The following is a 26,617-nucleotide window of genomic DNA, read 5'->3' as shown; positions in this document are numbered from 1 at the left end:
TCATAAGTATTTTACGATTTAATCTTTATAACTTTTTGGATGTTTATGCAGTTCTCACCTTTCCTATTTAATGAAAATCCTTTATGATAGATGAAGAGTGGAAAATTCCATATATCACTCGACTTTGACAAAAAACGACATTTTTTCCAGAGGAGTTGTGTTATGGAGAAAAAAGAATGGTACTTAGAATATGAAATACAATACAACCGCCCTGGACTTCTTGGGGATATCTCCTCATTGCTGGGTATGATGTCTATCAATATTGTTACAATCAATGGTGTAGAAAATTCACACAGGGGTATGCTCTTATTATGTAAAGACGAAGAGCAAATAACTCGACTCCAGTCGATTTTAGATACGATGGACACGATCAAAGTCACAAAGCTGCGCAGGCCGAAGTTGAGAGACCGGCTGGCTGTCAGGCATGGAAGGTATATACATAGTGACATCGATGACCGGAAAACCTTTCGATTCAATCGTGAAGACCTTGGGCTGCTAGTTGATTTCATGGCAGAACTTTTTATGAAAGATGGCCACAAATTAATCGGGATACGCGGGATGCCGCGAGTAGGAAAGACAGAATCTGTGGTTGCCGCAAGTGTCTGTGCTAATAAGCGCTGGTTATTCGTTTCTAGTACGCTGCTTAAACAAACGGTTCGTAATCAGCTGATTGATGAAGAATATAGTGAAGATAACCTCTATATTATAGATGGAATCGTTTCTGCAAAAAGAGCAAACGAACAGCATTGGCAGCTGGTTCGGGAAATTATGAGGCTGCCAGCGACCAAAGTCATTGAACATCCGGATATATTTGTTCAGGAAACCGAATACAAGATGGATGACTTCGATTACATCATAGAGCTTCGTAACAATGATGATGAAGAAATTACTTATGAAACAGTGGAGAAACCGAGCATGCCGATGAACGATGGTTTTTCCATGTTTGATTTTTAGAAATTGGATGGTGTTACACATGGAGATTGGAGAAAGACTGAAGGAAGCCAGGGAAACGAAGGGCATTTCTTTAGAGTCATTACAAGAAACAACTAAAATTCAAAAGCGTTATTTAAAAGCTATAGAAACGAATGAGTTCCAAGTGCTGCCTGGGAAGTTCTACACTCGGGCATTTATTCGTGAGTATGCTTCTGCTGTAGGATTGGACCCTGAAATCGTAATGGAAGAGCATAAAAGTGAACTGCCCACCTTTGAAGATGAGAGTGCAGTGCAATACAGTCGTGTGCAGAAATCGAAGAAAGAAGCCTCCCAAAAAAGTTCAGGGAGCTCCAAGATCTTTCCGACTATTTTAACAGTCGCGCTGGTTATAGGTATCCTGCTTGTAGCATGGGTGTTCTTACAAAACGGTGGCGATGCAGAGAATGAAGGATCTTCACCTCAAAATGATTCCAATGATGAAATCAACGTACCTGCAGACTCTTCTGATCAGGGAGATTCAGAGGAAGAAACACAAGAGAATACGGAGTCTGAAGGGAATAATGATGAAGACGGAAGTGGATCTTCATATGATGAAGAAAACCCAGAAAAAACAGAAGAAGAGAAAGAAAAACAATCCGAACAAGAAATGAATGTTGAACTTAGCCAAGAAGGCACGGGTGGCTTTCCTGAGCACATCTATGAAGTCACAGGGGTGGAAAAGCCTACAGTGACTATTGAATGGACAGGCGCCGCATATATGGATGTTCAATCTCCTAAGGGTGGTGAGGGATTGATTACAGCTGGTGAGTACGGTCCAAGTGATTCACCACTAACCTTGGATTTTGAAGGTGACGACGAGCTTTATATCAAAACCGGAAACGCGCCGGGTACAGTAGTTAAGATCAATGATCAGGAAGTGCCATTTCCAAACCCGGAATTATCGACCCAGAAATTATTGCTTCAATTCCAGAAATGAAATCGTGGTCAGGCTGCCCTATAAATTGAGCTATAGGAGTGATTTATGAACTCTTTGTAGCCGGGCAGCCTTTCATGTATTCAGTAATAGGAGAGTGACCATATGAATTTACCAAATAAAATAACTTTATCACGCATATTTCTAATCCCTGTCTTTATCATACTTATGAGCGCCCCTTTTAACTGGGGTGCATTGGAAATGGGGGACAGGGACCTGCCTGTCGCTCACTTAGCTGGGGCACTCCTTTTTATCATTGCTTCTACAACGGATTGGATTGATGGGTACATTGCCAGGAAATACAACCTTGTGACGAATTTAGGGAAGTTTTTAGACCCGCTTGCTGATAAATTGTTAGTGAGTGCGGCCTTGATTTTGCTCGTTGAAATCGGCCTTGCTCCGGCTTGGATTGTCATCCTGATTATCAGTCGGGAGTTTGCTGTTACTGGGTTAAGGTTAGTTGCTGCTGGAGAAGGAAGTGTACTTGCTGCAAGTCAAATGGGGAAACTGAAGACTTGGATTCAGATTGTAGCGATTTCACTTCTCTTGCTGCACAATTGGCCACTTGCTTTTATCGGCTTTCCATTAGGAACGATCGCCCTGTATTTAGCACTCATCATAACTGTATATTCAGGTTACGATTACTTTAAGAAAAATTGGCACGTGATGAGAGATTCAAAATGAAGACGGAAATTATTGCAGTCGGTACAGAGTTGCTTTTGGGGCAGATTTCCAATACGAATGCCCAATGGATTTCTAAAGAAATGGCAGGCATCGGGCTACCCGTCTTGCGTCATACAGTTGTAGGTGACAATTTCAATCGTTTACAGACGACATTCGAGCATGCCCAGTCCCGCTCAGAGGTGATCATCGTGACGGGAGGATTAGGCCCTACAGAAGATGATCTGACACGGGAGGCTGCGCAGAAGGTGATGCAGCAGGAATTGGTTAACCATGAGGAAACACTGGCGAAAATTCAATCCTACTACGACCGTAATCATAGAAAAATGACCCCGAACAATCGAAAGCAGTCACTCGTCTTTTCAAAAGCTGATGTATTAACCAACAGGGAAGGAATGGCTCCGGGGCAATTGATCGAGAAAGATGGCTGCCTCTGGATATTTTTACCTGGGGTGCCCTCCGAAATGAAAACATTGATGCAAGACGAAGTCATCCCTCGTCTGCACAAAATCTATAATTTGAAATCACAGATCGTATCTGAGATGATGCGATTCATCGGGATCGGGGAGTCTACACTCGAAACGGAATTGCAAGACATCATCACGAACCAGACGAACCCTACTATTGCTCCTTTGGCAAGTGAAGGAGAAGTCGGTTTGAGGTTGACGGCTACCGGCGAGACGACTGAGGATGCCTACCATAAGATCGCTCTTCTCAAAGAAAAGATATTACAGGAAGTTGGGTCTTATTATTATGGTAGTGATACGGTAACGATTGAAGAGCGCGTCCGGGACCTTTTAAAAGAACATAAGTACACGATTGGTTCAGCAGAAAGTTTTACTGGAGGAAGCTTTATAGAACGGTTAGTGGCTTTACCAGGGGCTTCAGCTGTGTGCCAGGGCGGACTGGTCGCTTATACAGCTGAGACTAAGGAAAAGGTCATCCAAGTACCGAAGTTCCTCATCAAGCAATACGGTACCATCAGCCACGAATGTGCAGAAATCATGGCATTGAATACTCAAAGTTTGCTTGATGTTGATGTAAGTATAAGTTTTACAGGCGTCGCTGGACCTGAGCCGAGTGAGGGGAGGCATCCGGGGACTGTATTCATCGGAATACAAATCGGTGAACAAGACCCTGAAGTCCATCTGTTCAATTTCAACGGCGGTCGTGATCAAGTGAGAAATCGGGCGGTGAAGAAGGGCTATGAACTTCTTTTCCATCGTTTGAAAAATGATTTTTGATGAAATTTTGGATCTGAATTTCGGAGTTTCCTTTAGAGGAAAAACCGGAATCAGATCTTTTTCTAATAAAAAAAGGGAACATTTATTCGCTTTTTAGTTGGCAAACGATCAAAAACAAGTTATGATAGGGTTAGAAATTTTGAAAGGCGGTATGATTTATATGAGTGATCGTAAGCAAGCGTTAGATATGGCTTTACGCCAAATAGAGAAACAATTCGGCAAGGGTTCTATTATGAAAATGGGTGATGGATCAGAACAGAAGGTGCATACGGTTTCGAGTGGCTCTTTGGGGCTGGATGTTGCACTTGGTGTTGGCGGATATCCCCGCGGAAGGGTTGTAGAAATATATGGGCCGGAATCTTCCGGTAAGACGACGGTTGCTCTCCACGCTATTGCTGAAGCACAACGTAATGGCGGCACAGCGGCTTTCATCGATGCTGAGCATGCCTTGGACCCTGTCTACGCAAGAGCGCTTGGAGTAGATATCGAAGAGCTTCTCCTTTCCCAGCCCGATACAGGAGAGCAGGCACTGGAGATTGCTGAAGCGCTAGTTCGTAGTGGAGCAGTGGATATGGTTGTCGTCGACTCCGTTGCTGCACTTGTACCGAAGGCAGAAATCGAAGGCGAAATGGGAGACGCCCACGTAGGTCTTCAAGCTCGTTTAATGTCCCAGGCACTCCGTAAACTATCTGGTGCAATCAACAAGTCGAAGACGACTGCAATTTTCATCAACCAAATTCGTGAAAAGGTAGGGGTCATGTTCGGAAACCCTGAAACCACACCTGGTGGACGTGCGCTTAAGTTCTATTCTTCTGTGCGTCTGGAAGTTCGCCGTGCTGAAACATTGAAGCAAGGGAATGAAATGGTAGGGAATAAAACCCGTTTGAAAGTAGTCAAAAACAAAGTTGCCCCTCCATTCAAACAAGCGGAAGTGGACATTATGTACGGGGAAGGTATTTCAAGAGAAGGTGAGCTCCTGGATATCGGTTCAGATCTAGACCTTATTCAAAAGAGCGGTTCCTGGTACTCCTATAACAATGAACGATTAGGTCAAGGCCGTGAGAATGCTAAGCAGTTCCTTAAAGAAAATGTAGAAATTTATGAAGAAGTTAAACGTTTGGTTCGTGACCATTATGGAATGGAAGCAGCCGACGGTGAAGCCGAAGAGAAAAGTAAGGACAGCCAAGAAACTTTAGATGTATAACGTTTTCTGAAAATATTCTAAGAGCAGCGCCGGTAAGAATGGTGCTGCTTTTTGCTATCGGGTAGGAATCTTTAAGGTAACGCCTGTGGATAACTTACGAAGCATAAGCATCCGTAACGTCCACCAATAGACAGATATTTTTAAATATTTGAATATGTTAGTAGATACATAGGGCGTTTCCTTGACATTCCGCATGTGCAAGCATAAAATGAATGTGTATCATTTTCATCTTTATACCCTTTATTTTAACTAAATGAAACTGAAAATGAAACGTTTGTAATTACCGACAAACGGACCAAGTTCATAGCAAGAGGAGGTGAAATTATGGATATGATATCCTCGCTCATCTTCATTTTGCTTGCCCTTATCATCGGTTCTGTTGTTGGTTATCTTATTCGGAAATCGATTGCGGAGGCGAAAATTTCAAGTGCTGAAGAACTTGCGAAACAGATTGTTGATGAAGGTCATCGCAATGCAGAATCAGCAAAGAAAGAGGCTCTTCTTGAAGCGAAGGAAGAGAATCAGAAATTTCGTCAAGAAGCGGAGAACGAGATTCGTGACCGCCGCATGGAACTGCAGAAAACTGAAAATCGTTTGACTCAGAAAGAAGAGAATCTCGATCGTAAGAGTGGTACGCTTGACCAGCGTGATCTTTCACTCGAAAAGAAAGAAGGTACTCTTGCCGAGAGACAACAACAAATTGAAGAAATGGAAAGCAAAGTGAAAGCTATGCTTCAAGAACAACAAACAGAGCTTGAACGCGTATCAGGCTTAACATCAGACCAGGCGAAACAAATGATTTTAGAACGAGTTGAACAAGAGGTGTCTCATGAGTCAGCCCTTATGGTCAAAGAAGCGGAAAATCGGGCTAAAGAAGAGGCGGACAAGAAAGCGAAAAGCATTCTTTCACTAGCCTTGCAGCGTTGTGCTGCAGACCACGTTGCTGAAACGACGGTTTCTGTAGTCAACCTGCCGAACGATGAGATGAAAGGCCGAATCATCGGCCGTGAAGGTCGTAATATCCGTACATTAGAAACGTTGACTGGGATTGATTTAATTATTGACGATACCCCGGAAGCTGTCATTCTTTCAGGCTTCGATCCAATTCGCCGTGAAACTGCGCGAATGGCCCTTGAAAAACTCGTTCAGGATGGACGTATTCACCCAGCTCGAATTGAAGAGATGGTGGACAAGTCCAGGCGTGAAGTCGATGACTATATACGTGAAGTAGGGGAACAAACGACATTTGAAGTGGGAGTTCACGGGTTACACCCGGACCTCATCAAGATTCTTGGTCGCCTGAAGTATCGTACAAGTTATGGACAGAACGTCTTAAAACACTCGACCGAAGTTGCTTATCTAGCCGGGTTGCTGGCTGCTGAGCTTGGCGAAGACGAAACACTTGCCCGACGCGCAGGTTTGCTTCATGACATCGGTAAAGCGATCGACCATGAAGTGGAAGGCAGCCACGTAGAAATAGGTAAAGAGTTGGCTATGAAGTACAAAGAAAATGAAACAGTTATCAACGCTGTTGCTTCTCACCATGGTGATGAAGAGCCTACATCAATCATTTCTGTCTTGGTCGCTGCCGCAGATGCTCTATCTGCTGCTCGTCCGGGTGCGAGAAGTGAAACTCTGGAAAATTATATCAAGCGTTTAGAGAAACTTGAAGAAATATCAGAGTCTTATGAAGGAGTAGAGAAGTCCTTCGCTATTCAAGCCGGCCGTGAAGTTCGAATTATGGTTCGTCCTGATGAAATTGATGATCTTGAAGCTACAAGATTAGCACGTGATATTCGAAACAGAATCGAGGGAGAACTCGATTATCCAGGTCATATTAAAGTTACCGTCATTCGCGAAACACGTTCTGTGGAGTATGCGAAATAAAACAATGAAGCGGCCTTTTTGGTCGCTTCATTTCTGTTTTCAAGGGAATATTAGGATCCAAAATATGATGATGTTTATAGGAAAGGAAATGTTTATGCGTATATTATTTATTGGTGATGTTGTCGGCTCTCCTGGGCGGGATATGGTGGATGAATATCTACCTAAACTAAAACAGAAGTACCAACCTGCTGTATCGATCGTCAATGGCGAAAATGCGGCATCAGGAAAAGGGATTACAGAAAAAATCTATCGTCGTTTTTTAGAGAAAGGTGCTCAGGCAGTGACCCTTGGAAACCATGCTTGGGATAAGAAAGAAATATTTGAATTTATCGATGATGCAGAATATATGGTTCGTCCAGCGAATTTCCCTGAAGGGACACCAGGCAAAGGATTAACCTTCGTGAAAACACCGAAAGCAGAAGTGGCTGTCATCAATCTGCAAGGACGTACATTTTTGTCACCTAATGATGATCCTTTCAGAAAAGTGGATGAATTGATAGAAGTTGCGAAAAAAAGAACTTCTATCATATTTTTGGATTTTCATGCTGAAGCAACAAGTGAAAAGCAGGCGATGGGTTGGTATGTGGATGGAAGAGTAAGTGTGAATGTAGGTACACATACTCATATCCAAACTGCAGATGAACGCATATTACCACAAGGCACGGCTTATATTTCGGATGTAGGAATGACCGGTCCCTACGACGGTATTTTAGGTATGGGTAGAGAGGCCGTTTTGAAACGGTTTTTAACAAACCTGCCTGTACGTTTCGAAGTTCCAAAAGAGGGAAGAGCACAATTAAGCGCTTTCTTGGTTGATGTAGACGAAAAAACAGGAAAGTCTACGAAAGTCAAGCGTATTTTGATTAATGAAGACCATCCATTCTTCAACTGATTATTTGAATTTTGCGACAAATTCATTCATAATGAAAAGGTAATATTCTACATCTCCAAGAATATAGTAGTTATGGAACAACTATAGTGATTGAAGGAGGAGCTAGTAATGGAAGTCTTAAAAGTATCAGCTAAATCCGTACCTAATTCAGTAGCAGGGGCCTTGGCGAATGTTGTACGAGAACGCGGCACTGCAGAAGTTCAGGCTATTGGAGCCGGTGCATTGAATCAAGCGGTGAAAGCCGTTGCTATCGCTCGGGGGTTTGTTGCGCCAAGCGGGATGGATTTGATATGTATCCCGGCCTTTACAGATATTATGATTAATGAGGAGGAACGAACGGCGATCAAGTTGATTGTCGAACCTCGTTAGCATTTCAATTCACCTTCCTTCCAGGCAAAATATAAAGACATCTTGGAGTCTATACGTAAAATCTACTAAAATTGTCGCTATTTTATAATCGTAGGGATATGGTTTTAATCAGGAAATCCGCACTCTATCCAGAGTGCGGATTTTTCACGTTTCTGAGAAAATCGCTGTAAGTTTCGGGACAGAAGATGTTGGGTGACTATCTTTGCAATAGGGTGTCAAATACCTGGCAGGATCTAATATATTCCTTTGGGAGGCAAAAAGTATACTTCAAAGATTTTGTTTAAGCTTGTCAAAATGTTCAAAGCTTTCGAGTTTTGGGGGGGAATAAGTCCGATAGTTTCCTAATCGTAATAGATATAGCCATATGTGTTTTTCCAGTGGACATTTACATTTGCGTTATTCTCTATTCATGTTAATATAATCTATATAAAAGGATTACATAGATTTTATGTAGGTTAGGAGTGTTCACTGTGAATGGAACGATGAAAGCGATCGTTAAACATCACCGCGGTGTAGGAGCAGAGCTTCAAGAAGTAGCGATTCCTCAAATCCGCGAAGACGAAGTATTGATCCGGGTTAAAGCCACTTCAATTTGTGGCACGGATGTCCATATTTATAATTGGGACGAATGGTCAGAAAGTAGGGTCCAGCCGCCTTATGTATTCGGACATGAATTTTCTGGTGAAATTGTAAAAGTTGGAGCAAAAGTAACTAACTTTACCAAAGGTGATTATGTGAGTGCAGAGACTCACCTTGTTTGCGGTCATTGCCCGCAATGCCTGACGGGTAAATTCCATATATGTGAAAATACTAAAATCATTGGTGTCGACACTCAAGGCTGTTTTGCGGAATATGTTGCACTTCCAGCGGATAATTTGTGGAAGAACCCTGAAGATCTGCCAACTGACATCGCCTCCATACAAGAGCCGATGGGAAATGCGGTACATACTGTTCTGAACGGAGATGTCGCCGGGAAATCAGTAGCTGTTATCGGTTGCGGTCCGATTGGTCTGATGGCCGTCGGTGTAGCGAAAGCAGCAGGTGCTTCTCAAGTGCTCGCTTTTGACTTGAATGACTATAGGCTTGATCTGGCAAAGAAAATGGGTGCGACAACCACCGTTCATTCCGGAGAGATCGATCCTGTTGAAACAGCACGTAACTTAACAGATGGTCATGGTGTCGATGTTGTTTGTGAGATGAGCGGTCATCCCGTGGCGATGGATCAAGGATTCAAAATGATCACAAATGGCGGGCGTGTATCGATATTAAGCTTACCGACCAAGCGAGTTAGTTTGGATGTCACCAATGATATCGTATTCAAAGGTGTTGAAGTCCAGGGGATTACAGGACGCAAAATGTATGAAACTTGGCAGCAAGTATCGAGACTTCTTCAATCAGGTCAAGTAGATGTTACACCGATGATTACACATCACTTGAGTTTAGACGAATTTGAAAAAGGTTTTGACTTGATGAACCAGGGGCAATGTGGAAAAGTGGTCTTACACCCTTAATTGTAAAGGAGGATGTTTTATGAAAGGTTTTGAATACTTACAAAAAGAATTGGATGAGATGCAGGAGGAAGGGACATTTCGTAAGTTGATCCCACTGGAGTCTGCTCAAGGCTCTAAAGTGAAAATCAAAGGCAAAGAAGTGATCCAACTTTCCTCGAACAACTACTTAGGATTGACTTCCCATCCAAGAATGAAAGAGGCAGCAGATCGTGCTAATGAACAATATGGTGTTGGAACAGGCTCTGTTCGTACGATCGCTGGGACACTGAAGATGCATGAAGACTTTGAAGAGAAGCTGGCGAAGTTCAAACATACGGAAGCCGCCCTTGTGTTCCAATCCGGTTTTACTACAAACCAGGGGGTTCTCTCTTCCATACTAGGAAAAGAAGATGTGGTCATTTCTGATGAGCTTAACCATGCATCTATCATTGATGGGATCCGGTTGACAAAAGCAGATCGTAAAATTTACAAGCACGTGGATATGGAGTCTCTTGAAGAAGCATTACAGCAGAGTGCTGATTACCGCACACGCCTTGTTGTCACAGATGGTGTTTTCTCAATGGACGGAAACATCGCACCTCTTCCTGAAATCGTGGAATTGGCAGAAAAATATGATGCATTGATAATGGTTGATGATGCCCACGCAAGCGGTGTCCTCGGTGATAATGGCCGTGGTACCGTCAACCACTTTAACCTGGATGGCCGGGTGCATATCCAAGTCGGTACTTTGAGTAAGGCGATCGGGGTGCTTGGCGGATATGTAGCTAGTACGCAAACACTAAGAGAATACTTGATTCACAAAGGACGTCCTTTCCTATTCAGTACTTCTCACCCGCCAGCAGTCACAGCGGCTAACGATGCGGCTGTAGATGTTCTGCTTGAAGAGCCGGAGCTGATCGATAAGCTGTGGGATAATACGAAATTTTTCAAAGATGGATTGAATACTCTAGGGTTCGACACGGGGATCAGTGAAACACCTGTTACGCCAGTAATGATTGGGGATGATGCCCTAACCCATAAATTCTCTGATGAATTATTCGAAGAAGGCGTCTTCGCTCAAGGTATTGTTTTCCCGACTGTTCAAAGAGGCAAAGGGAGAATTCGGACGATTGTAACGGCTGAACACTCTAAAGAAGAGTTGCAAGAAGCTCTTGATGCTTTTGAAAAAGTTGGAAAGAAATTAGGGATCATATAAGCCGAAAAGCCGCTGTGACTAACTCACAGCGGCTTTTTTCGTGTTCAGGAAAAGTTTGAAAAATTCCCCTTTTCCGTGAAGCAGAATCGATTCCCTGTACGGATGTATTCACTCTATCGATGCTTCAAGAAAAAATGCGTTTTAAGTTGCCTTTATAAAGATGAGCAGAGAAAAATTTCATGAGAGCGTCGATGATTCTGTGAAAAATAAGTGAATTATTGTTTATGCTTAATTTTTAGTGTAAAAATTGATATAATGGTACAGTTAGAAGGACCGGTTTGAAAGGAGATCACAATGAACGAACAACAGCGTAAAGAAACGTCGCAAATTCGTCAGGTAAATCAAGAAGAACAAACGTCTGACCAAGACAATCTGAATCGTCTGAAAGAAAAGACGAGTGAAGATTTTGTGAAATATTTCGAAACAACTTATCAACCACCTAATATGAGAGATGCCCAGCGTCGTAAACGGAAAGAGACCGACGTGCATTATGACTTCGAAATCCCTGAAGATATGGATCACTCCGGTAAAGGTAAAAAGTATATGATCCGTACATACGGGTGCCAAATGAATGAGCACGATACTGAAGTCATGGCTGGAATTTTCGAAGAAATGGGTTACGAAGCTACGAAAGATACAAAAGAAGCAGATATCATATTACTGAATACATGTGCGATCAGGGAGAATGCGGAGAATAAAGTGTTTGGGGAAATCGGACACTTGAAGCCTTTGAAAATGGAGAATCCTAATTTGATCATCGGTATTTGTGGCTGCATGTCACAAGAAGAATCCGTGGTCAATCGTATTCTGAAAAAACACCCATTCATTGATCTGATTTTCGGCACACACAATATCCACAGACTTCCACAGCTTGTCAAAGAAGCGATGTTCGGAAAAGAAATGGTTATTGATGTGTGGTCAAAAGAAGGGGACATTATTGAGAACCTTCCGCGTTCCCGTAAAGGGAATATTAAAGCATGGGTGAACATCATGTACGGTTGTGACAAGTTCTGTACGTACTGTATTGTTCCGTATACTCGTGGGAAAGAACGAAGTCGTCTGCCGAAAGATATCATTCAAGAAGTTCGTCATCTAGCTGCTCAAGGATATAAAGAAATCACTTTACTGGGCCAGAATGTCAATGCATATGGCAAAGATCTCGACATTGAATATGGTTTAGGAGACTTGATGGATGAACTTCGCGACATCGATATCCCTCGTGTCCGGTTTACGACCTCCCATCCGCGGGATTTTGATGACCGGCTGATTGAAGTGCTGGCTAAGGGTGGCAATATGTTAGATCATATACATCTCCCTGTACAGTCAGGTAACTCAGAGGTCCTGAAAATCATGGGTCGAAAATACTCCAGGGAAGAATATCTCGAGCTTGTAGAAAGAATTCGGACAGCGATGCCTGAAGCTACACTGACAACAGATATCATCGTAGGGTTTCCGAATGAAACAGAAGAGCAATTCCAGGATACATTATCTCTAGTGGAAGAAGTCGGCTTCGAAGCTGCTTACACCTTCATTTATTCGCCGCGTGAAAACACGCCGGCAGCAAAAATGAAAGATAATGTTTCGATGGAAGAGAAAAAAGACCGTCTTCAAAGACTCAACAAAATTGTCAATCAACAATCCGCTGATGCCATGAAGGAATATGAAGGGGAAATCGTTCATGTACTCGTGGAAGGGGAAAGTAAAACCAACCCTGATGTATTAGCCGGTTATACCAAACGAAATAAATTAGTGAACTTCAGAGCTCCCCGGGCTGCGATTGGACAGATCCTCCCTGTAAAAATAATAAAAGCTAAAACCTGGTCTCTTGATGGAGAAATGGTTGAATTAAACGCAGAGGTGAAATAAATGGCACAATATACAAGAAAAGAAGTCGTAGATGAAGCACATAAATTAGCGAAAATGATGGCGGAAATTGAAGAAATCGATCGCTTTAAACAACTCGAAGCAAAACTGAACGACAATCAAAAAGTTCAATCCCATATAAAGAAAATCAAAGCTTTGCAAAAACAAGCCGTCAATTTTCAAGCGTATGGTAAGACTGAAGCCTTGCAAAAAATTGAAAAAGAGATCGATCGTCTGCAAGATGAACTGGACGGGAGTCCGGTTGTTGCGGAATTCAAAGAATCGCAAACTGTTATCAATGATATTCTCCAAATGATTTCAAACACCATTTCCCGTGAAGTTACGAATGAAGTAATTCGCTCGACTGGGGGAGATGTTCTGCAGGGGGAAACAGGTTCTCACAAACAAAGTAATGGCTGTAGCCGTTGATGCATATACATCCGTCAGAGGGTTTTTCTCTCTGGCGGATTTTTTTCGTACAATTTTATGGGCTCGTGCATAGAATGAATTAAACACGTCCTTAAGTCATGTTCCTGTTAGTCACCATTCGCCCAACCCTTGCATAGGATGGGTGGTAGAATAAGGAGGAATGAAACCCTATGTCTTTTTTTGAGCGGGATTACAGAGAAATCATTACCAAGGCTGTAATCGGAAAAGGTAAAAAGTTTACAGAATCAACACACACAATCAGTCCTTCGCATCGGCCGACAAGCATTCTAGGTTGTTGGGTCATCAACCACATTTACAATGCGAAGAAGAAAGGGGATCACGTCGAGGTTTCAGGCAGTTATGACATCAACGTCTGGTATTCGTATAATGACAATACGAAAACAGAGGTAGTCACAGAGCGTGTCAGCTATTGCGATCACGTCAAATTGGCTGTCAAAGATGATAATTGCGTACATGATGAATTTGAGGTGATTGCCAAGGTCGTCCAACAACCGAACTGTCTGGAAGCAAACATCACTGGAAATGGTCAGAAAATCGTTGTAGAAGTAGAGAGAGAGTTTATCGTCGATGTCATTGGTGAAACGAAATTGTGCGTAAAAGTCGATCCACATGGTTGCGACAACAAAGGTGATTATGAGTACGACTTGTCTTCCGATGATTTTTCTGCAATTGAAACGGACTTCCTTCCATCATCTTCAAATAGTCATGATAAAAAAGATTGACCTGTTGATTCCTTGCTGTCCCAGCGAGGATTTCTTTTTTTTTTGCTGTCTTTTAATTCATTTTGATTTTTCAATGGTTCAAAAGCAGGTTTTAAAGCATCCGTATGTAAAGTAAATCCAACTTCAACTATAGCGGAGGATGCGGTATCGATTTTAATGCAATAGTACTCAGTTTTTAGTATGTGGAGGGACCTTATCCAATGATTTCGGAACAGTGTCGATGATATGATCTGGTAAACTTTTGCGTTTCAAGCCGGCTTGCGGTGTGTGCTATAATAAGGACAGAATCAATACGTACGTTTTGGAGGACTGACCTTATGGCACAATATACACCAATGATGCAGCAATACTTAAAGATCAAAGCAGAACAAAAGGATGCGTTCCTTTTCTTTCGTTTAGGTGATTTTTATGAATTGTTTTTTGATGATGCGTTAAAAGCTTCCCAAGAGTTGGAAATTACATTGACAAGTCGTGATGGAGGGTCGAATGATCGAATCCCTATGTGTGGTGTACCCTACCATTCAGCCGAAAATTACATAAGACAGTTGATTGAAAAAGGTTTCAAAGTAGCCATTTGTGAGCAAGTCGAGGATCCTAAGACTGCTAAAGGAGTGGTCAGGCGTGAAGTGGTCCAGTTGATTACGCCTGGTACAGTGATGGAAGGAAGTATGCTGAACGAAAAAGAGAACAATTACTTAGCCTCTTTAAGTGCTTTTCCTGATGGTTCATATACGGTAAGCTACAATGACCTGACAACAGGAGAAAATAGTGTTGCACTCATTCCTGGCGGTTTTGACGCAGCATTGAGTGAATTGTACAGCCGTCCCGTAAAGGAAGTCGTCGTAGCTTCAGATTTTCAAGACAGCCAAAAGGAAATGCTGGCAGACCGTTTAGGCTATACCGTCTCCTATCAAGACGAAACTGAAATTCAAACCGAATTTCACTCACTTGTCAAAGAGCTTCATCAGGATAAGCTCCTTGTAGGCTTCGGAAGGCTGCTCAACTATATCCAGCATACCCAGAAAAGAACCTTGGGTCACCTGCAACCTGTCAGCGTCATCGAACTGAAGGAATATATGACATTGGATATGTACTCTAAGCGAAACCTGGAGTTGCTGGAAACTTTAAGGAAACAAGGCAAAGCGGGGAGTCTGCTTTCTGTAGTAGACAAGACCATTACGTCGATGGGTGCCAGAATGTTGAAAAAATGGATGGAGCGCCCCTTGTTATCACAGGATGCAATTTCAGAGCGGCATGATCAGGTGGAAGGTTTCCTTGCACAATTTTTCGAAAGGGAAACGCTTCGGGAAGAATTGACTTCTGTCTATGATTTAGAACGGTTGGCCGGGCGTGTTGCATATGGCAATGTCAATGCAAGAGATCTTGTTCAGTTACGGAACTCCCTTAACAGAATTCCCGGGATACTGAATACTCTATCTCAATTTGACCACCCTTCGATTCGTGAACTTTATGAAACTGTCAACCCGCTTGAAGATTTGAAAGACTTGTTGGAAGAAAGCATCAGCGAAGATCCTCCGATTACGATCAAAGAAGGGGATTTAATCCGTGATGGATATCATACACAATTAGATGAGTATCGGGATGCATCGAAAAATGGAAAGCAATGGATCGCTCAGTTAGAACAAAATGAGAGAGAAGCGACAGGTATCAAATCATTGAAAATCGGCTACAATCGGGTGTTCGGTTATTATATTGAAGTGACGAAAGCGAACTTGCGTCATTTGCCCGAAGGAATGTATGAACGCAAGCAGACGTTGACAAATGCGGAGCGCTTTATTACTCCTGAGCTGAAAGAAAAAGAAACGATGATCTTAGAAGCTCAAGATAAAAGTGTAGAATTGGAATATGAACTTTTCCTGGAAATTAGAGAAAAGGTGAAGGCATTTGTCCAGGAACTTCAAAATCTTGCTGATCAAATCAGTCGCGTAGACGTCCTGCAAAGTTTCGCTCAAGTAGCAGAGGCCAATCAATATGTCCGCCCTTCATATGGAGAAGAACGGATTGTTGATATCAAACAAGGCCGCCACCCAGTAGTAGAAAAAGTTATGCAGGACGGAACTTTTGTCCCTAACGATATTTATATGGATGAGGAAACGGATGTTCTGCTTATTACTGGCCCTAATATGTCTGGGAAAAGTACTTATATGCGGCAACTGGCTTTGACGGCGATTTTAGGGCAGATGGGATGTTTCGTTCCATGTGAATCAGCTTCCCTGCCGATTTTCGATCAGATTTTCACCAGGATCGGAGCGGCAGATGATCTTGTTTCAGGACATAGTACGTTTATGGTGGAAATGCTTGAAGCCAATCACGCGCTAAGTAATGCGACAGAAAATAGTATGATACTACTCGATGAAATCGGTCGGGGCACAAGCACATACGATGGTATGGCTTTGGCTCAAGCGATCGTTGAATATATACATGGGAAAATCAAAGCTAAAACATTATTTTCCACCCACTATCATGAGCTTACAACGCTTGATGAACAGTTAGAGCGATTGAAGAATGTCCATGTCCGTGCAGAAGAATATGAAGGGAATGTCGTATTCCTTCACCAAATCACAGAAGGTCCCGCTGATGAAAGTTATGGTATTCACGTGGCTAAGCTTGCCGAGCTGCCAGAAGTGTTGATTGATCGTGCCTCCCAGCTGCTGCATCAGTTGGAAAACACCTCTGCTGGAGATGAAGCAGCAGCAACAAGTGAAACAGATGAACAGCTGAGTCTTTTCATAGAAGAGCAAAAAGAGAAGCCTGCTGAGAAAAAAGCGAATCCATCATCCATTGAAAAGCAATTGAAATCATTGGATCTAATGGAAATGACTCCGATGGATGCAATGAACGAGTTATACCGTTTGCAAAAACGTATCAAGTCTTAAAGGGGGAACAGAGATGGCGCGTATCCGACTGATGCCTGACCATTTAGCCAATAAAATAGCTGCTGGAGAAGTCGTCGAACGCCCTGCCTCTGTCGTGAAAGAGCTGGTAGAAAACAGTGTTGATGCAGGGGCGACATGGGTGAAAGTCGATTTGATGGAAGCTGGTTTACAGCGTATCCGGATTATAGACAATGGTGCAGGGATGGAAAAAGAAGATGTAGAACGTGCATTTCATCGACACGCCACAAGTAAGATCATGGATGAGAATGATCTGTTCCATGTGCGTACACTAGGTTTTCGGGGAGAAGCTCTTGCCAGTATCGCAGCAGTCAGCCGGCTGAGCGTCCAAACATCGACCGGCGACCAGGCAGGAACAAAGCTGGAATTTGAAGGAGGGACACTCCTTCAGCAAGGAAAAAGTGATGCGCGACAAGGGACGGATATTACCGTAGAAGAACTTTTCTTCAATACTCCGGCTCGATTGAAGTATATGAAAACCATCCATACAGAACTGGGCCACATTACTGATGTTCTTAACCGGATGGCGCTGGCTAATCCGGAAATCCAGTTCACCTGCACTCATAACGAAAAACAAATATTCAAAACAAATGGACGCGGGGAGCTTCTTCAAGTCGTTGCGAATATATATGGCATGAATGTCGCAAAAAAAATGGTTCCCGTGGAAGCGGAAACGGCAGATTTCAAAGTGAAGGGTTATATTGCTAAACCAGAAGTCTACAGAGCCTCCCGTCAATACATGTCTACAGTCATAAACGGACGTTTTATCCGCAGTATCCCATTAAATAAAGCAATCCTCGGTGGGTATCATACCCTCTTGCCTATTGGGAAAAGTCCGGTTGTCGTTTTGAATATCGATATGGACCCCATTCTTGTTGATGTGAACGTTCATCCATCTAAGTTAGAAGTAAGGTTCAGTAAGGAAAAGGAATTGTTCGAGTTGATCGAAGATACGATCAGACAGGCTTTTCGTAAACAAACACTCATCCCGGATGTCCAGGAGACAAAAGCCAAACCGAAAAAAGAAAAATCTCACCAGGGTTCTTTTGATTTATACGAAACTCGTAAAGAAGAGGCTCACCGGCAGAGGGAGGCAGCAACTGATCATCTGTTCGAAAGCCATCAGGAAGAACCACCTCAGCGTAATTCTTTTAATGAAGAACAAGATGAACTTGTAAAAGAAATGGCTGCCTATGAAACTGGAATCGATCAGCCGGAAGAGGATTCCGGGTCCCATGAAAAAGTGAGTGCTCCTGAAAAAGGAGAATACCGGGTCCCGGCCATGTATCCTATCGGACAGCTTCACGGTACTTATATCATGGCTCAAAACGAAGATGGATTGTATATCGTTGATCAGCATGCTGCGCAAGAGAGGATCAAATATGAGTTCTTCCGTGATAAATTGACAGAAGTCGATCATGAAGTACAAGAGCTTCTTGTACCTATGACGTTTGATTTCTCTAAACAAGAAAGTTTACGGATTGAAGAATTCAGAGAAGATTTAGAAAAAGCGGGGCTCTTTTTTGAAACTTTCGGTGAAACCAGTTACATCATCAGGAGCCATCCGCAATGGTTTCCGAAAGGTTTTGAGCAGGAAGTGATCGATGAGATGATCCAGCAATTGATGAATGAGGATCGCATCGATATTCTCAAGCTGAGAGAAGAAGCGGCGATACTCATGTCATGCAAACGCTCCATAAAAGCGAACCATTATCTTAATCAATCAGATATGTTTCAGTTGTTGGAGGATTTAAGAAAATCGACGGATCCTTTCACCTGCCCGCATGGCCGCCCGATCATCGTTTTCTTTTCCGAGTATGAAATGGAAAAAATGTTCAAGCGAGTAATGTGAAACCCTTTTCATCTCTAGAGGACCTGTCAAATTTTATTGTTGCTTCACACGAATCGCTTGGCGGTGGAGGCTTGTCGCGGGCACAGCCTCAGTTAACCTGGTCAAGAAGATTTCTTGACCAAGTGGGTCTTCCGGCTCGCGCTGTTCCCGCTGGCGCAACCACCGAACAAGCATCGTGGAATCAATGTGGCCCTCTAAGTGTAAAAGGGATGGTGGCGATATTCACCGTCAATGTCAAAGCGAACGCTAAAGCTCATGGAGAAGTAAGAGTACGATTGACTCCGAAATAAAGAAGCCGCGTTGGATGATAAAATCATCCAACGCGGCTTCTTTATTTCGATGCATAACTTAGAAAGTTGCAGTTCTTCAGTAGGCTCCCTCAGCGGAGCCTCTTTTTGTTTTTATGTTTACATAATATTTTTATGATTACCTTTTATTTTATCCACTTATTAGAGTAGGGGAGTCAGGAAATATCTTTTTGTTGGAGTAAGAAACGGAAATAATTATCAATCTGCTTAATTTCATCAGGTTGAATGCCGAACCATGCTTTTTTATCGAAAAAGACTGGTTTGTTGTAACCCTTTGTTTCCAGGAGCTGCTTGATTTCGCGCATTTCATCTTCAAATTCATCACTTAAACCGAGAAGATAATCTGCAGTGGTATGAAGAGAGTGGGCGATTTTTGTCAAATCCTCCAGATCTGGAGATGTATAATTACGCTCCCAGTTCGATACGACTTGTGCCGAGACACCGACTTTTTCAGCTAACATCGATTGTGTAAAACGTCTCTCTTTTCTAAGCGAACGAATTCTTTCATGAACCACTTAAGACGCCTCCTTTTCTATACTATAACACAGACTAACGAAATGCGATACCATGACTAACGAATATTTTGATTTTTACTAACGGAAATCGTTAGTAAAGGTAACGATTTCCGTTAGTTTACGTCTTGAGGTATGCTTGTAGAGCCATTCATGTATAATAGGTATCAGCAAAAGAGTAGGAGGTGGAAATATGAAACCTTTAGTCATTTCGGTGGTTGGACCGACAGCTGTCGGTAAATCGAAATTAGGGGTCAAAATCGCTGAGCGCTTTGATGGTGAGGTGATCAGCGGTGATTCCATGCAGATTTACAGGACGATGGATATCGGGACGGCTAAAATCACTGAAGAAGAGATGTGTGGTATACCGCACCATATGATCGATATCAAAGATCCAGATGAAAGTTTTTCTGTGGCTGAATTTCAGGCGGATGTCCAGGAATTGATTAACGACGTCTATGAACGTGGGAAGGTTCCCGTTCTCGTCGGGGGGACAGGTTTATACATACAGGCAACTTTGGAAGACTTCAATTTTTCAGACGAGAAAAAAGATACAGAGGTTATCAAGCGCCTGGAAAAGGAACTCGAAGAAAAGGGCAAAGAGTATATGTTCGAACGTCTTCATGCAGTCGATCCACAACAGGCAGTTCGAATTCACCCTAACAATGAGCGGCGTTTGATACGTGCCCTGGAACTTTATGAAACTACAGGCAGGGTTATGAGTGAGTTTCACGAAGAACAAGCTGGAGAATCCCCTTTCCGACCGGTTATGATCGGTTTGGAGATGGATAGAGAACTGTTATATCGTCGTATCAACCGGAGAGTCGATCAAATGGTCGAAGAAGGATTAGTGGAAGAGGTTCAACGACTCTACAAGCAAGGTTTGACTGAAGCGCAATCCATGAAAGCGATCGGTTACAAAGAATTGATCCCTTATTTTCGAGGAGAGTATAGCCTTGCTCGTTCCATTGAGCTGTTGAAACGAAATTCAAGACGGTACGCAAAGCGTCAATACACGTACTTTAAAAATAAAATGGAGATTCAATGGTATGAAATCGATGAGAACAATTACAATGATAAATTTGAAACTATTTTAGACGATTTAGCAGGAAAGATAGGCTAAAACGTAGAAACGTATTATTACAGATAGAAAAGAGGAGGAAGATCCATGGCCCAATCGGTTAATATCCAAGACAATTATTTGAATCAATTAAGAAAAGAACGTATGCAGGTGACTGTCTTTCTGCTTAATGGTTTCCAATTGAGAGGCGTCATCAAAGCATTTGACAACTTCACTGTGCTCCTTGAAACTGATGGTAAGCAACAGTTGATATTTAAACACGCCATTTCGACATTCGCACCAATGAAGAATGTGTCGTTGGATAAAGAATAGCGGTTAATCGCTGCAAACGAGAACAATGTGGGAGTCCTTTCCGGGGCTCCCATTTTGATGTGTTTTAAAGGTGGGCATTTGTCACAGTATCTCTTCCTTCAACGTATGATGAAGGAGAATGAGGAGGGATCGATGTGCATCCGCAAGCAAAAGCAGCGAAGCCTGGCGCGATCAATATCGTCTTGAATGATACAAAAGATAGAGCTGTCCCTGATCCGAGGAAGGACGTGCGGGAACAGCCGGCAACCCCTTTTCGTAGAATTGATGAATTTTTTTCTACTATTATAGGTATGCAGGATTTAAAAAAGCGCATGAAAGAAATCTATGCGCAGGTTTTAATTACTCAAAAAAGGAAAGATGCCGGTCTGAAAGCCAACCCCCAGGTGTTACACATGGTTTTCAAAGGGAACCCGGGCACAGGAAAAACGACAGTAGCCCGGATGGTAGCTGCATTGTTTCAAGAAATCGATGTTCTGGAAAAGGGGCATTTTATTGAAGCTGACCGGAGTGATTTAGTCGGTGAGTATATCGGTCACACCGCTCAAAAAACGAAAGAATTGATTCGTAAAGCTCTCGGTGGGGTACTTTTCATAGATGAAGCTTACTCGCTTGCCCGCGGCGGAGAGAAGGACTTCGGTAAAGAAGCTATTGATACGCTGGTGAAATGTATGGAAGACCACCATGATGAATTGATCATCATCCTGGCAGGATACCCTGATGAAATGGATGATTTTTTGACGATCAATCCCGGCTTAGCTTCAAGGTTCCCGATTCAGCTTTCTTTTTCCAATTACAATCCCGAAGAACTTTCGGCTATCGCTTTTGGGATGATCGAGGAAAGGGAATATTGTTTAACAAAAGAAGCAAAAAGAAAATTACATCAGCATTTACAGTCTGTATGCTGGGAGAAACGTGAGAATTTTTCCAATGCGAGGTATGTAAGAAACCTTATTGAAGAAGCTATACGAAAGCATGCATGGCGTGTGATCGGTAGTCCAAATCCCAAGAAAACAACCTTGATGACACTGCAGTCAGAAGATTTCAATGTGCAGACTAAACATACCTACATCCACTAGTGAGCGATATGATTCTTTTCTGTTGCTTTTTTGTTATGATGGGTGGGGTGAAGATGTAGAAAAGTAGGTGTAAGGATGAGTGAAAAAGAATTAGTCGTGTTAGTTGCAAGAAAAGATCCTGAAGAATTGGAGGACCGCTTTCAGTCCTCCTTGAAAGAACTTCAATCTTTGACTGAAACAGCTGATGGTGAAGTCGCTAAGATCATCACACAAAAGCGAGAGCGGGTTCACCCGGCTACATATCTGGGCGAAGGGAAATTAGAAGAAATCAAACAGGAAGCGGATGACTCGGGCGCGGAGCTCGTTATTTTCAATGACGAGCTTTCACCAGGCCAACTTCGGAATATTTCTGAAAAGGTTGGACGCAGAGTCATTGACCGCAGCCAGTTGATTTTGGATATTTTTGCTTCTCGAGCCCGGACAAAAGAGGGAAAATTGCAGGTCGAACTTGCTCAGTTACAATATTTGCTCCCACGCCTGGCTGGTCAAGGGACAGAGATGTCACGCCTTGGTGGAGGAATAGGGACGCGGGGTCCTGGTGAAACAAAGCTGGAAAGTGACCGCCGTCACATCCGCCGCCGGATTGATGACATTAAGAAGCGGCTGGATACTGTCGTTAAACAACGGCAGCAATACCGTAAGCGCCGCAAAGACAACCGCGCTTTTCAAATAGCGATTGTCGGCTATACGAATGCCGGAAAATCAACATTTTTCAATCGCGTAACTGAAAGCCAGTCTTTTGAGGAAGATCTGCTGTTCGCCACTCTCGATCCTTTAACTAGACAAGTGAGTCTCCCATCAGGGTTCCAAGCGTTAGTTTCAGATACAGTTGGCTTCATTCAAGATCTACCGACAACATTGGTCGCTGCCTTTCGTTCGACTTTGGAAGAGGTGACAGAAGCTGATTTCGTCCTGCATATGGTGGATGCTGCCCACTCGGACCACCTTCAACAGGAGAAAACGGTATTGAAGCTGCTGGAGGATTTGGGTGCCGATCATTTACCCGTTCTGACTGTGTATAATAAGAAAGATTTACTCACGGAGGATTTCATTCCTGATGCCTACCCTTCTTTGACCGTCAGTGTGCATGACCCGATTGATTTAAAGCGGGTATTGAATAAAATCGAAGAAGTCCTCAAAGAAGAATGGCATGAATACGATGTGTTTGTACATGCTTCAGAAGGGAAAAGACTGCAGCAATTCAAATCATACAGTATGGTTACCTCCATGCATTTTTATGAAGAGAAAGAAGGATATGCGCTACATGGTTTCATCCATCCAGCCCACCCTCTGAAACATCAGATATTATAATGTTAGGAAGAGAACAACATGGACTTGAAAGAAATTAAGTTGAATACTGAACAACAAATAGTGGCGCAACATGCCAAAGTGAATAAAATCGTCGAATCCAATCAAGAAAAAGTCTTACATGCCTTTCAAAAATTACGAGTCAGTGACTCCCATTTCAATCCGACCACAGGGTACGGCTATGATGATTTCGGACGAGACACATTAGAGGCTCTCTATGCGGAGATTTTTGATGCGGAGGATGCTCTGGTACGCCCTCAATTGATTTCAGGGACACACGCAATAACTACGGCGTTATTCGGAGTGCTGCGGCCAGGGGATGAGCTCTTGTACATCTCCGGGGAACCGTATGACACACTTGAAGAAGTTATAGGGACATCCGGGACTAAGGACAAAGGTTCGTTGAAGGATTTTGGAGTGACTTATCAATCTGTCCCATTAACCGCGGAAGGGTCCTTCGATGAAGCAAAGATAAGTGAATCGGTAAAGAGTGAGACAAAGGTAGTGGCGATCCAGCGTTCAAAAGGCTATGATGACAGACCATCATTCAATATAGAACGAATAGCGTCCATCATTAAGTATGTCCGTAGTCTGAAGAAGGATGTCATCGTATTTGTCGACAACTGTTATGGCGAATTTGTAGAAACGAAGGAACCTTTGGAGGTAGGAGCAGATTTGATTGCGGGATCTTTAATTAAAAACCCGGGAGGAGGAATTACCCGCATCGGGGGATACATAGCCGGGAGAGAAAGTTTGATCGAACAGTGCAGTTACCGCTTGACTGCCCCGGGGTTAGGGAAAGAAACCGGTGCAAGTCTGAATAGTCTTCAAGAAATGTACCAGGGAATATTCCTAGCCCCCCATATTGTCGGAGAGGCATTGAAGGGTGCGATATTTTCTGCCAGGTTCCTTGATCTGCTGGGATTCCATACAAGCCCTCCATTTGATGCGGAGCGCACCGATTTAATCCAATCCGTCAACTTCGAAACTGCCGAACAGATGATCCGATTCTGTCAAACCATCCAGCAGGCGTCACCGATAAATTCCCATGTCAAACCTCAACCGAGCGCAATGCCGGGGTATGAAGATGAAGTTATCATGGCAGCAGGAACTTTCATTCAAGGAGCAAGTTTGGAGTTGACAGCAGATGGACCGATCCGCCCGCCATATACTGCCTTTATACAAGGCGGGCTGACCTACGCTCATGTCAAAATAGCTGTCGTGAATGCTGCTGGACAATTGATAGAAGAAGGAATGGTTAAGCTTGATTAAAAGCAGGTTAACGACCTGTTTCACTTGTTAAATTTTCTTATGTGAACATTCCTCACATATGTTGACATATACCTTGCTTGAAGTATAATTAAAGTATCATTCTTATGGGGAGGAGGCACATCGATGAGTGATGAAATTCGTCGTTCAATGCCCTTGTTCCCGATGGGGATTGTTCAATCTTTAACAGACCTTACTGCTCGGCAAATCCGGTATTATGAACAGCATCAGCTGATTCATCCGGCCCGATCAGAAGGGAACCGTCGTATGTTCTCATTCAATGACGTCGATCGATTGTTAGAAATCAAAGACCTTATTGATCAAGGAGTGAACATGGCGGGGATTAAAAAAGTTCTTAAGCTTGATAAACAGCCAGAGAACCAGGCTTACGATGAAGAACAAATTCAGGAAGTCCATAATGAACTGACTGAAAAAGAACTTCGTCGTATGCTCCAACAAGAACTATTCACAGCGGGAAGGCAAGGTAAATTGGGAATCAGACAGGGAGAAATGTCTAGATTCTTCCATTAATTAGTGTTGAGAGGGGAAGATGTAATGGGTTTGACAAAAGAAGAAATTTACAAAAAAATCGATGAGGAAAATGTCCGGTTCATTCGGTTGCAGTTCACTGATATGCTGGGCACAATCAAAAACGTGGAAATTCCACTAAGCCAATTAGATAAAGCATTAGATGGAATGATGATGTTCGACGGATCTTCTATTGAAGGTTTCGTTCGTATTGAAGAGTCCGATATGTATTTAGTACCGGACCTGGACTCATTCGTCGTTTTCCCATGGACTTCCGAAAAGGGGAAAGTGGCACGATTCATTTGTGACATTTACAACCCGGATAAAACACCTTTTGAAGGTTGCCCGCGCTATAATCTGAAGCGGAACATTAAGAAAATGGAGAAACTTGGATTCTCTGCGTTCAATATTGGAACGGAACCAGAATTCTTCCTGTTTAAATTGGATGAAAAAGGAAATCCTACGATGGAGCTCAATGATAAAGGTGGATATTTTGATTTAGCACCGACCGATTTGGGCGAGAACTGTCGTCGGGATATCGTCCTTGAACTTGAAGAAATAGGTTTTGAAATTGAAGCTTCCCACCACGAAGTAGCTCCGGGACAGCACGAGATTGACTTTAAATACTCCGATGCTGTTAAACATTGTGATGACATTCAGACATTTAAACTGGTTGTCAAAACGATTGCACGTCAACATGGTTTACATGCTACATTCATGCCTAAACCATTATTCGGTGTAAATGGATCCGGGATGCACGCAAACATGTCCCTATTCAATAAAGATGGTAACGCCTTCTTTGAAGAAAAAGGAAAAGAGCAGCTCTCTGAAGTAGCTTACCAGTTCACAGCAGGAATCATTAAACACGCAACAAACTTCACAGCCGTGACGAATCCTACAGTCAACTCGTATAAGCGTCTAGTTCCAGGATATGAAGCGCCATGTTATGTCGCCTGGTCTGGACAAAACCGCAGCCCGCTCGTACGTGTACCGACTTCACGTGGGTTAAGCACACGTATCGAAGTACGTAGTGTCGATCCAGCGGCCAACCCTTATATGGCCATGGCGGTATTGCTTGCGGCCGGACTCGACGGAGTGGAAAATAAATTGGAAGCCCCAGCACCTGTCGATCGTAATATCTATGTTATGGATAAAAAGGAACGTGAAGCTCACGGTGTGAAAGACCTTCCTGCTACCCTTTATGATGCGCTTGAAGAGTTGCAACAAGACCCGATCATGGTTGAAGCACTTGGGGAGCACCTTTTCGAACACTTCATTGAAGCGAAAGAAATCGAATGGGACATGTTCAGAACACAAGTGCACCCTTGGGAAAGAGAACAATATTTGCAAACTTATTAATATTTAAAAAAGCCTCAATGCTCCTTGCGTTGAGGCTTTTTTGTACGCTGCGGGATGAATGGATACACAGCCCTGAAAAGATGAATAGAAAAGCTCCTTAGTTGGATTACTCTGTATAGTAGAGAGAAAGTAGCAGGAATATAAGTATCCGTCACACATAAATAAAACGACCT

At 43.0% G+C, this 26,617-nt stretch carries 24 protein-coding genes; 22 read left to right on the top strand and 2 right to left on the bottom strand.

Annotated elements, in window-relative coordinates; all coding sequences use genetic code 11:
• Nucleotides 1-162 precede the first annotated feature (162 nt).
• The 15 genes from HLI_RS01310 (at nt 163) to mutL (ending at nt 18,691) form a co-directional block, all read left to right on the top strand.
• On the top strand, nt 163-954 hold the full coding sequence (locus tag HLI_RS01310) for a DUF3388 domain-containing protein (protein WP_128522697.1): 792 nt from the start codon (nt 163-165) through the stop codon (nt 952-954).
• Nucleotides 955-973: 19 nt separating this feature from the next.
• Nucleotides 974-1,909 (top strand): helix-turn-helix domain-containing protein, encoded by a 936-nt coding sequence (locus tag HLI_RS01305; protein WP_164908440.1) that lies wholly within the window; start codon nt 974-976, stop codon nt 1,907-1,909.
• Between the two features lie 102 nt (nt 1,910-2,011).
• Nucleotides 2,012-2,590 carry a CDP-diacylglycerol--glycerol-3-phosphate 3-phosphatidyltransferase gene (pgsA, locus tag HLI_RS01300; RefSeq protein ID WP_128522695.1) on the top strand — a complete coding sequence of 193 codons (579 nt, stop codon included), beginning with the start codon at nt 2,012-2,014 and terminating at the stop codon, nt 2,588-2,590.
• Nucleotides 2,587-3,831 (top strand): competence/damage-inducible protein A, encoded by a 1,245-nt coding sequence (locus HLI_RS01295; protein ID WP_128522694.1) that lies wholly within the window; start codon nt 2,587-2,589, stop codon nt 3,829-3,831. The genes pgsA and HLI_RS01295 overlap by 4 nt, the downstream gene beginning before the upstream one ends.
• Before the next feature lie 160 nt (nt 3,832-3,991).
• Complete coding sequence (recA, locus tag HLI_RS01290) at nt 3,992-5,035, top strand: recombinase RecA (RefSeq protein WP_128522693.1); 1,044 nt, start codon at nt 3,992-3,994, stop codon at nt 5,033-5,035.
• Between the two features lie 324 nt (nt 5,036-5,359).
• Nucleotides 5,360-6,922: a ribonuclease Y gene (gene rny / locus HLI_RS01285; protein WP_128522692.1), complete on the top strand. Its 1,563-nt coding sequence runs from the start codon at nt 5,360-5,362 to the stop codon at nt 6,920-6,922.
• Between the two features lie 94 nt (nt 6,923-7,016).
• On the top strand, nt 7,017-7,814 hold the full coding sequence (locus HLI_RS01280) for a TIGR00282 family metallophosphoesterase (protein ID WP_128522691.1): 798 nt from the start codon (nt 7,017-7,019) through the stop codon (nt 7,812-7,814).
• 108 nt (nt 7,815-7,922) lie between these two features.
• Nucleotides 7,923-8,183 carry a stage V sporulation protein S gene (locus HLI_RS01275; RefSeq protein WP_128522690.1) on the top strand — a complete coding sequence of 87 codons (261 nt, stop codon included), beginning with the start codon at nt 7,923-7,925 and terminating at the stop codon, nt 8,181-8,183.
• Nucleotides 8,184-8,653: 470 nt separating this feature from the next.
• On the top strand, nt 8,654-9,694 hold the full coding sequence (gene tdh, locus HLI_RS01270; RefSeq protein ID WP_206659632.1) for an L-threonine 3-dehydrogenase: 1,041 nt from the start codon (nt 8,654-8,656) through the stop codon (nt 9,692-9,694).
• Nucleotides 9,695-9,713: 19 nt separating this feature from the next.
• Entirely contained in the window at nt 9,714-10,889 is a 1,176-nt protein-coding gene (locus HLI_RS01265; RefSeq protein ID WP_128522689.1) for a glycine C-acetyltransferase, read from the top strand.
• 294 nt (nt 10,890-11,183) lie between these two features.
• Entirely contained in the window at nt 11,184-12,755 is a 1,572-nt protein-coding gene (gene miaB, locus HLI_RS01260; RefSeq protein WP_128522688.1) for a tRNA (N6-isopentenyl adenosine(37)-C2)-methylthiotransferase MiaB, read from the top strand.
• Nucleotides 12,756-13,181, top strand: a complete 426-nt coding sequence (locus HLI_RS01255) for a YlbF/YmcA family competence regulator (RefSeq protein WP_128522687.1) — start codon at nt 12,756-12,758, stop codon at nt 13,179-13,181. It abuts the gene before it with no gap.
• A 170-nt stretch (nt 13,182-13,351) separates the two neighbouring features.
• Complete coding sequence (locus tag HLI_RS01250) at nt 13,352-13,924, top strand: outer spore coat protein CotE (protein ID WP_128522686.1); 573 nt, start codon at nt 13,352-13,354, stop codon at nt 13,922-13,924.
• Between the two features lie 317 nt (nt 13,925-14,241).
• Nucleotides 14,242-16,821 carry a DNA mismatch repair protein MutS gene (gene mutS, locus HLI_RS01245; RefSeq protein WP_128522685.1) on the top strand — a complete coding sequence of 860 codons (2,580 nt, stop codon included), beginning with the start codon at nt 14,242-14,244 and terminating at the stop codon, nt 16,819-16,821.
• A gap of 13 nt (nt 16,822-16,834) precedes the next feature.
• Nucleotides 16,835-18,691, top strand: a complete 1,857-nt coding sequence (gene mutL / locus HLI_RS01240) for a DNA mismatch repair endonuclease MutL (RefSeq protein WP_128522684.1) — start codon at nt 16,835-16,837, stop codon at nt 18,689-18,691.
• A 33-nt stretch (nt 18,692-18,724) separates the two neighbouring features.
• Here the strand turns inward: mutL and HLI_RS21355 are convergent, their stop codons facing one another.
• Nucleotides 18,725-18,865: a hypothetical protein gene (locus tag HLI_RS21355; RefSeq protein ID WP_164908439.1), complete on the bottom strand. Its 141-nt coding sequence runs from the start codon at nt 18,863-18,865 to the stop codon at nt 18,725-18,727.
• A gap of 289 nt (nt 18,866-19,154) precedes the next feature.
• Nucleotides 19,155-19,514 (bottom strand): helix-turn-helix domain-containing protein, encoded by a 360-nt coding sequence (locus HLI_RS01235; protein WP_128522683.1) that lies wholly within the window; start codon nt 19,512-19,514, stop codon nt 19,155-19,157.
• Between the two features lie 190 nt (nt 19,515-19,704).
• Here HLI_RS01235 and miaA point away from each other — a divergent pair, with 190 nt between their 5' ends.
• The 7 genes from miaA to glnA all read left to right on the top strand — a co-directional run bounded on the left by miaA (nt 19,705) and on the right by glnA (nt 26,444).
• On the top strand, nt 19,705-20,634 hold the full coding sequence (miaA, locus tag HLI_RS01230; protein WP_128522682.1) for a tRNA (adenosine(37)-N6)-dimethylallyltransferase MiaA: 930 nt from the start codon (nt 19,705-19,707) through the stop codon (nt 20,632-20,634).
• A gap of 45 nt (nt 20,635-20,679) precedes the next feature.
• On the top strand, nt 20,680-20,904 hold the full coding sequence (gene hfq, locus HLI_RS01225) for an RNA chaperone Hfq (protein ID WP_128522681.1): 225 nt from the start codon (nt 20,680-20,682) through the stop codon (nt 20,902-20,904).
• A 134-nt stretch (nt 20,905-21,038) separates the two neighbouring features.
• On the top strand, nt 21,039-21,980 hold the full coding sequence (locus tag HLI_RS01220; protein ID WP_241655915.1) for an AAA family ATPase: 942 nt from the start codon (nt 21,039-21,041) through the stop codon (nt 21,978-21,980).
• 75 nt (nt 21,981-22,055) lie between these two features.
• A complete protein-coding gene (gene hflX, locus HLI_RS01215) occupies nt 22,056-23,291 on the top strand; it encodes a GTPase HflX (RefSeq protein WP_128522680.1) in 1,236 nt (411 codons plus the stop codon).
• A gap of 18 nt (nt 23,292-23,309) precedes the next feature.
• The gene (locus HLI_RS01210) at nt 23,310-24,560 is read left to right on the top strand and encodes a methionine gamma-lyase family protein (protein ID WP_128522679.1); all 1,251 of its coding nucleotides are present in this window, start codon (nt 23,310-23,312) and stop codon (nt 24,558-24,560) included.
• 123 nt (nt 24,561-24,683) lie between these two features.
• A complete protein-coding gene (locus HLI_RS01205) occupies nt 24,684-25,088 on the top strand; it encodes a MerR family transcriptional regulator (RefSeq protein ID WP_128522678.1) in 405 nt (134 codons plus the stop codon).
• 24 nt (nt 25,089-25,112) lie between these two features.
• Nucleotides 25,113-26,444, top strand: coding sequence for a type I glutamate--ammonia ligase (glnA, locus tag HLI_RS01200; protein WP_128522677.1), 1,332 nt, complete (start codon nt 25,113-25,115; stop codon nt 26,442-26,444).
• The last annotated feature ends 173 nt before the right edge of the window (nt 26,445-26,617 follow it).

The organism is Halobacillus litoralis (assembly GCF_004101865.1).
GTDB classification, from domain to species: domain Bacteria; phylum Bacillota; class Bacilli; order Bacillales; family Halobacillaceae; genus Halobacillus; species Halobacillus litoralis_A.
This window is presented reverse-complemented; position numbering and strand designations above follow the sequence as displayed.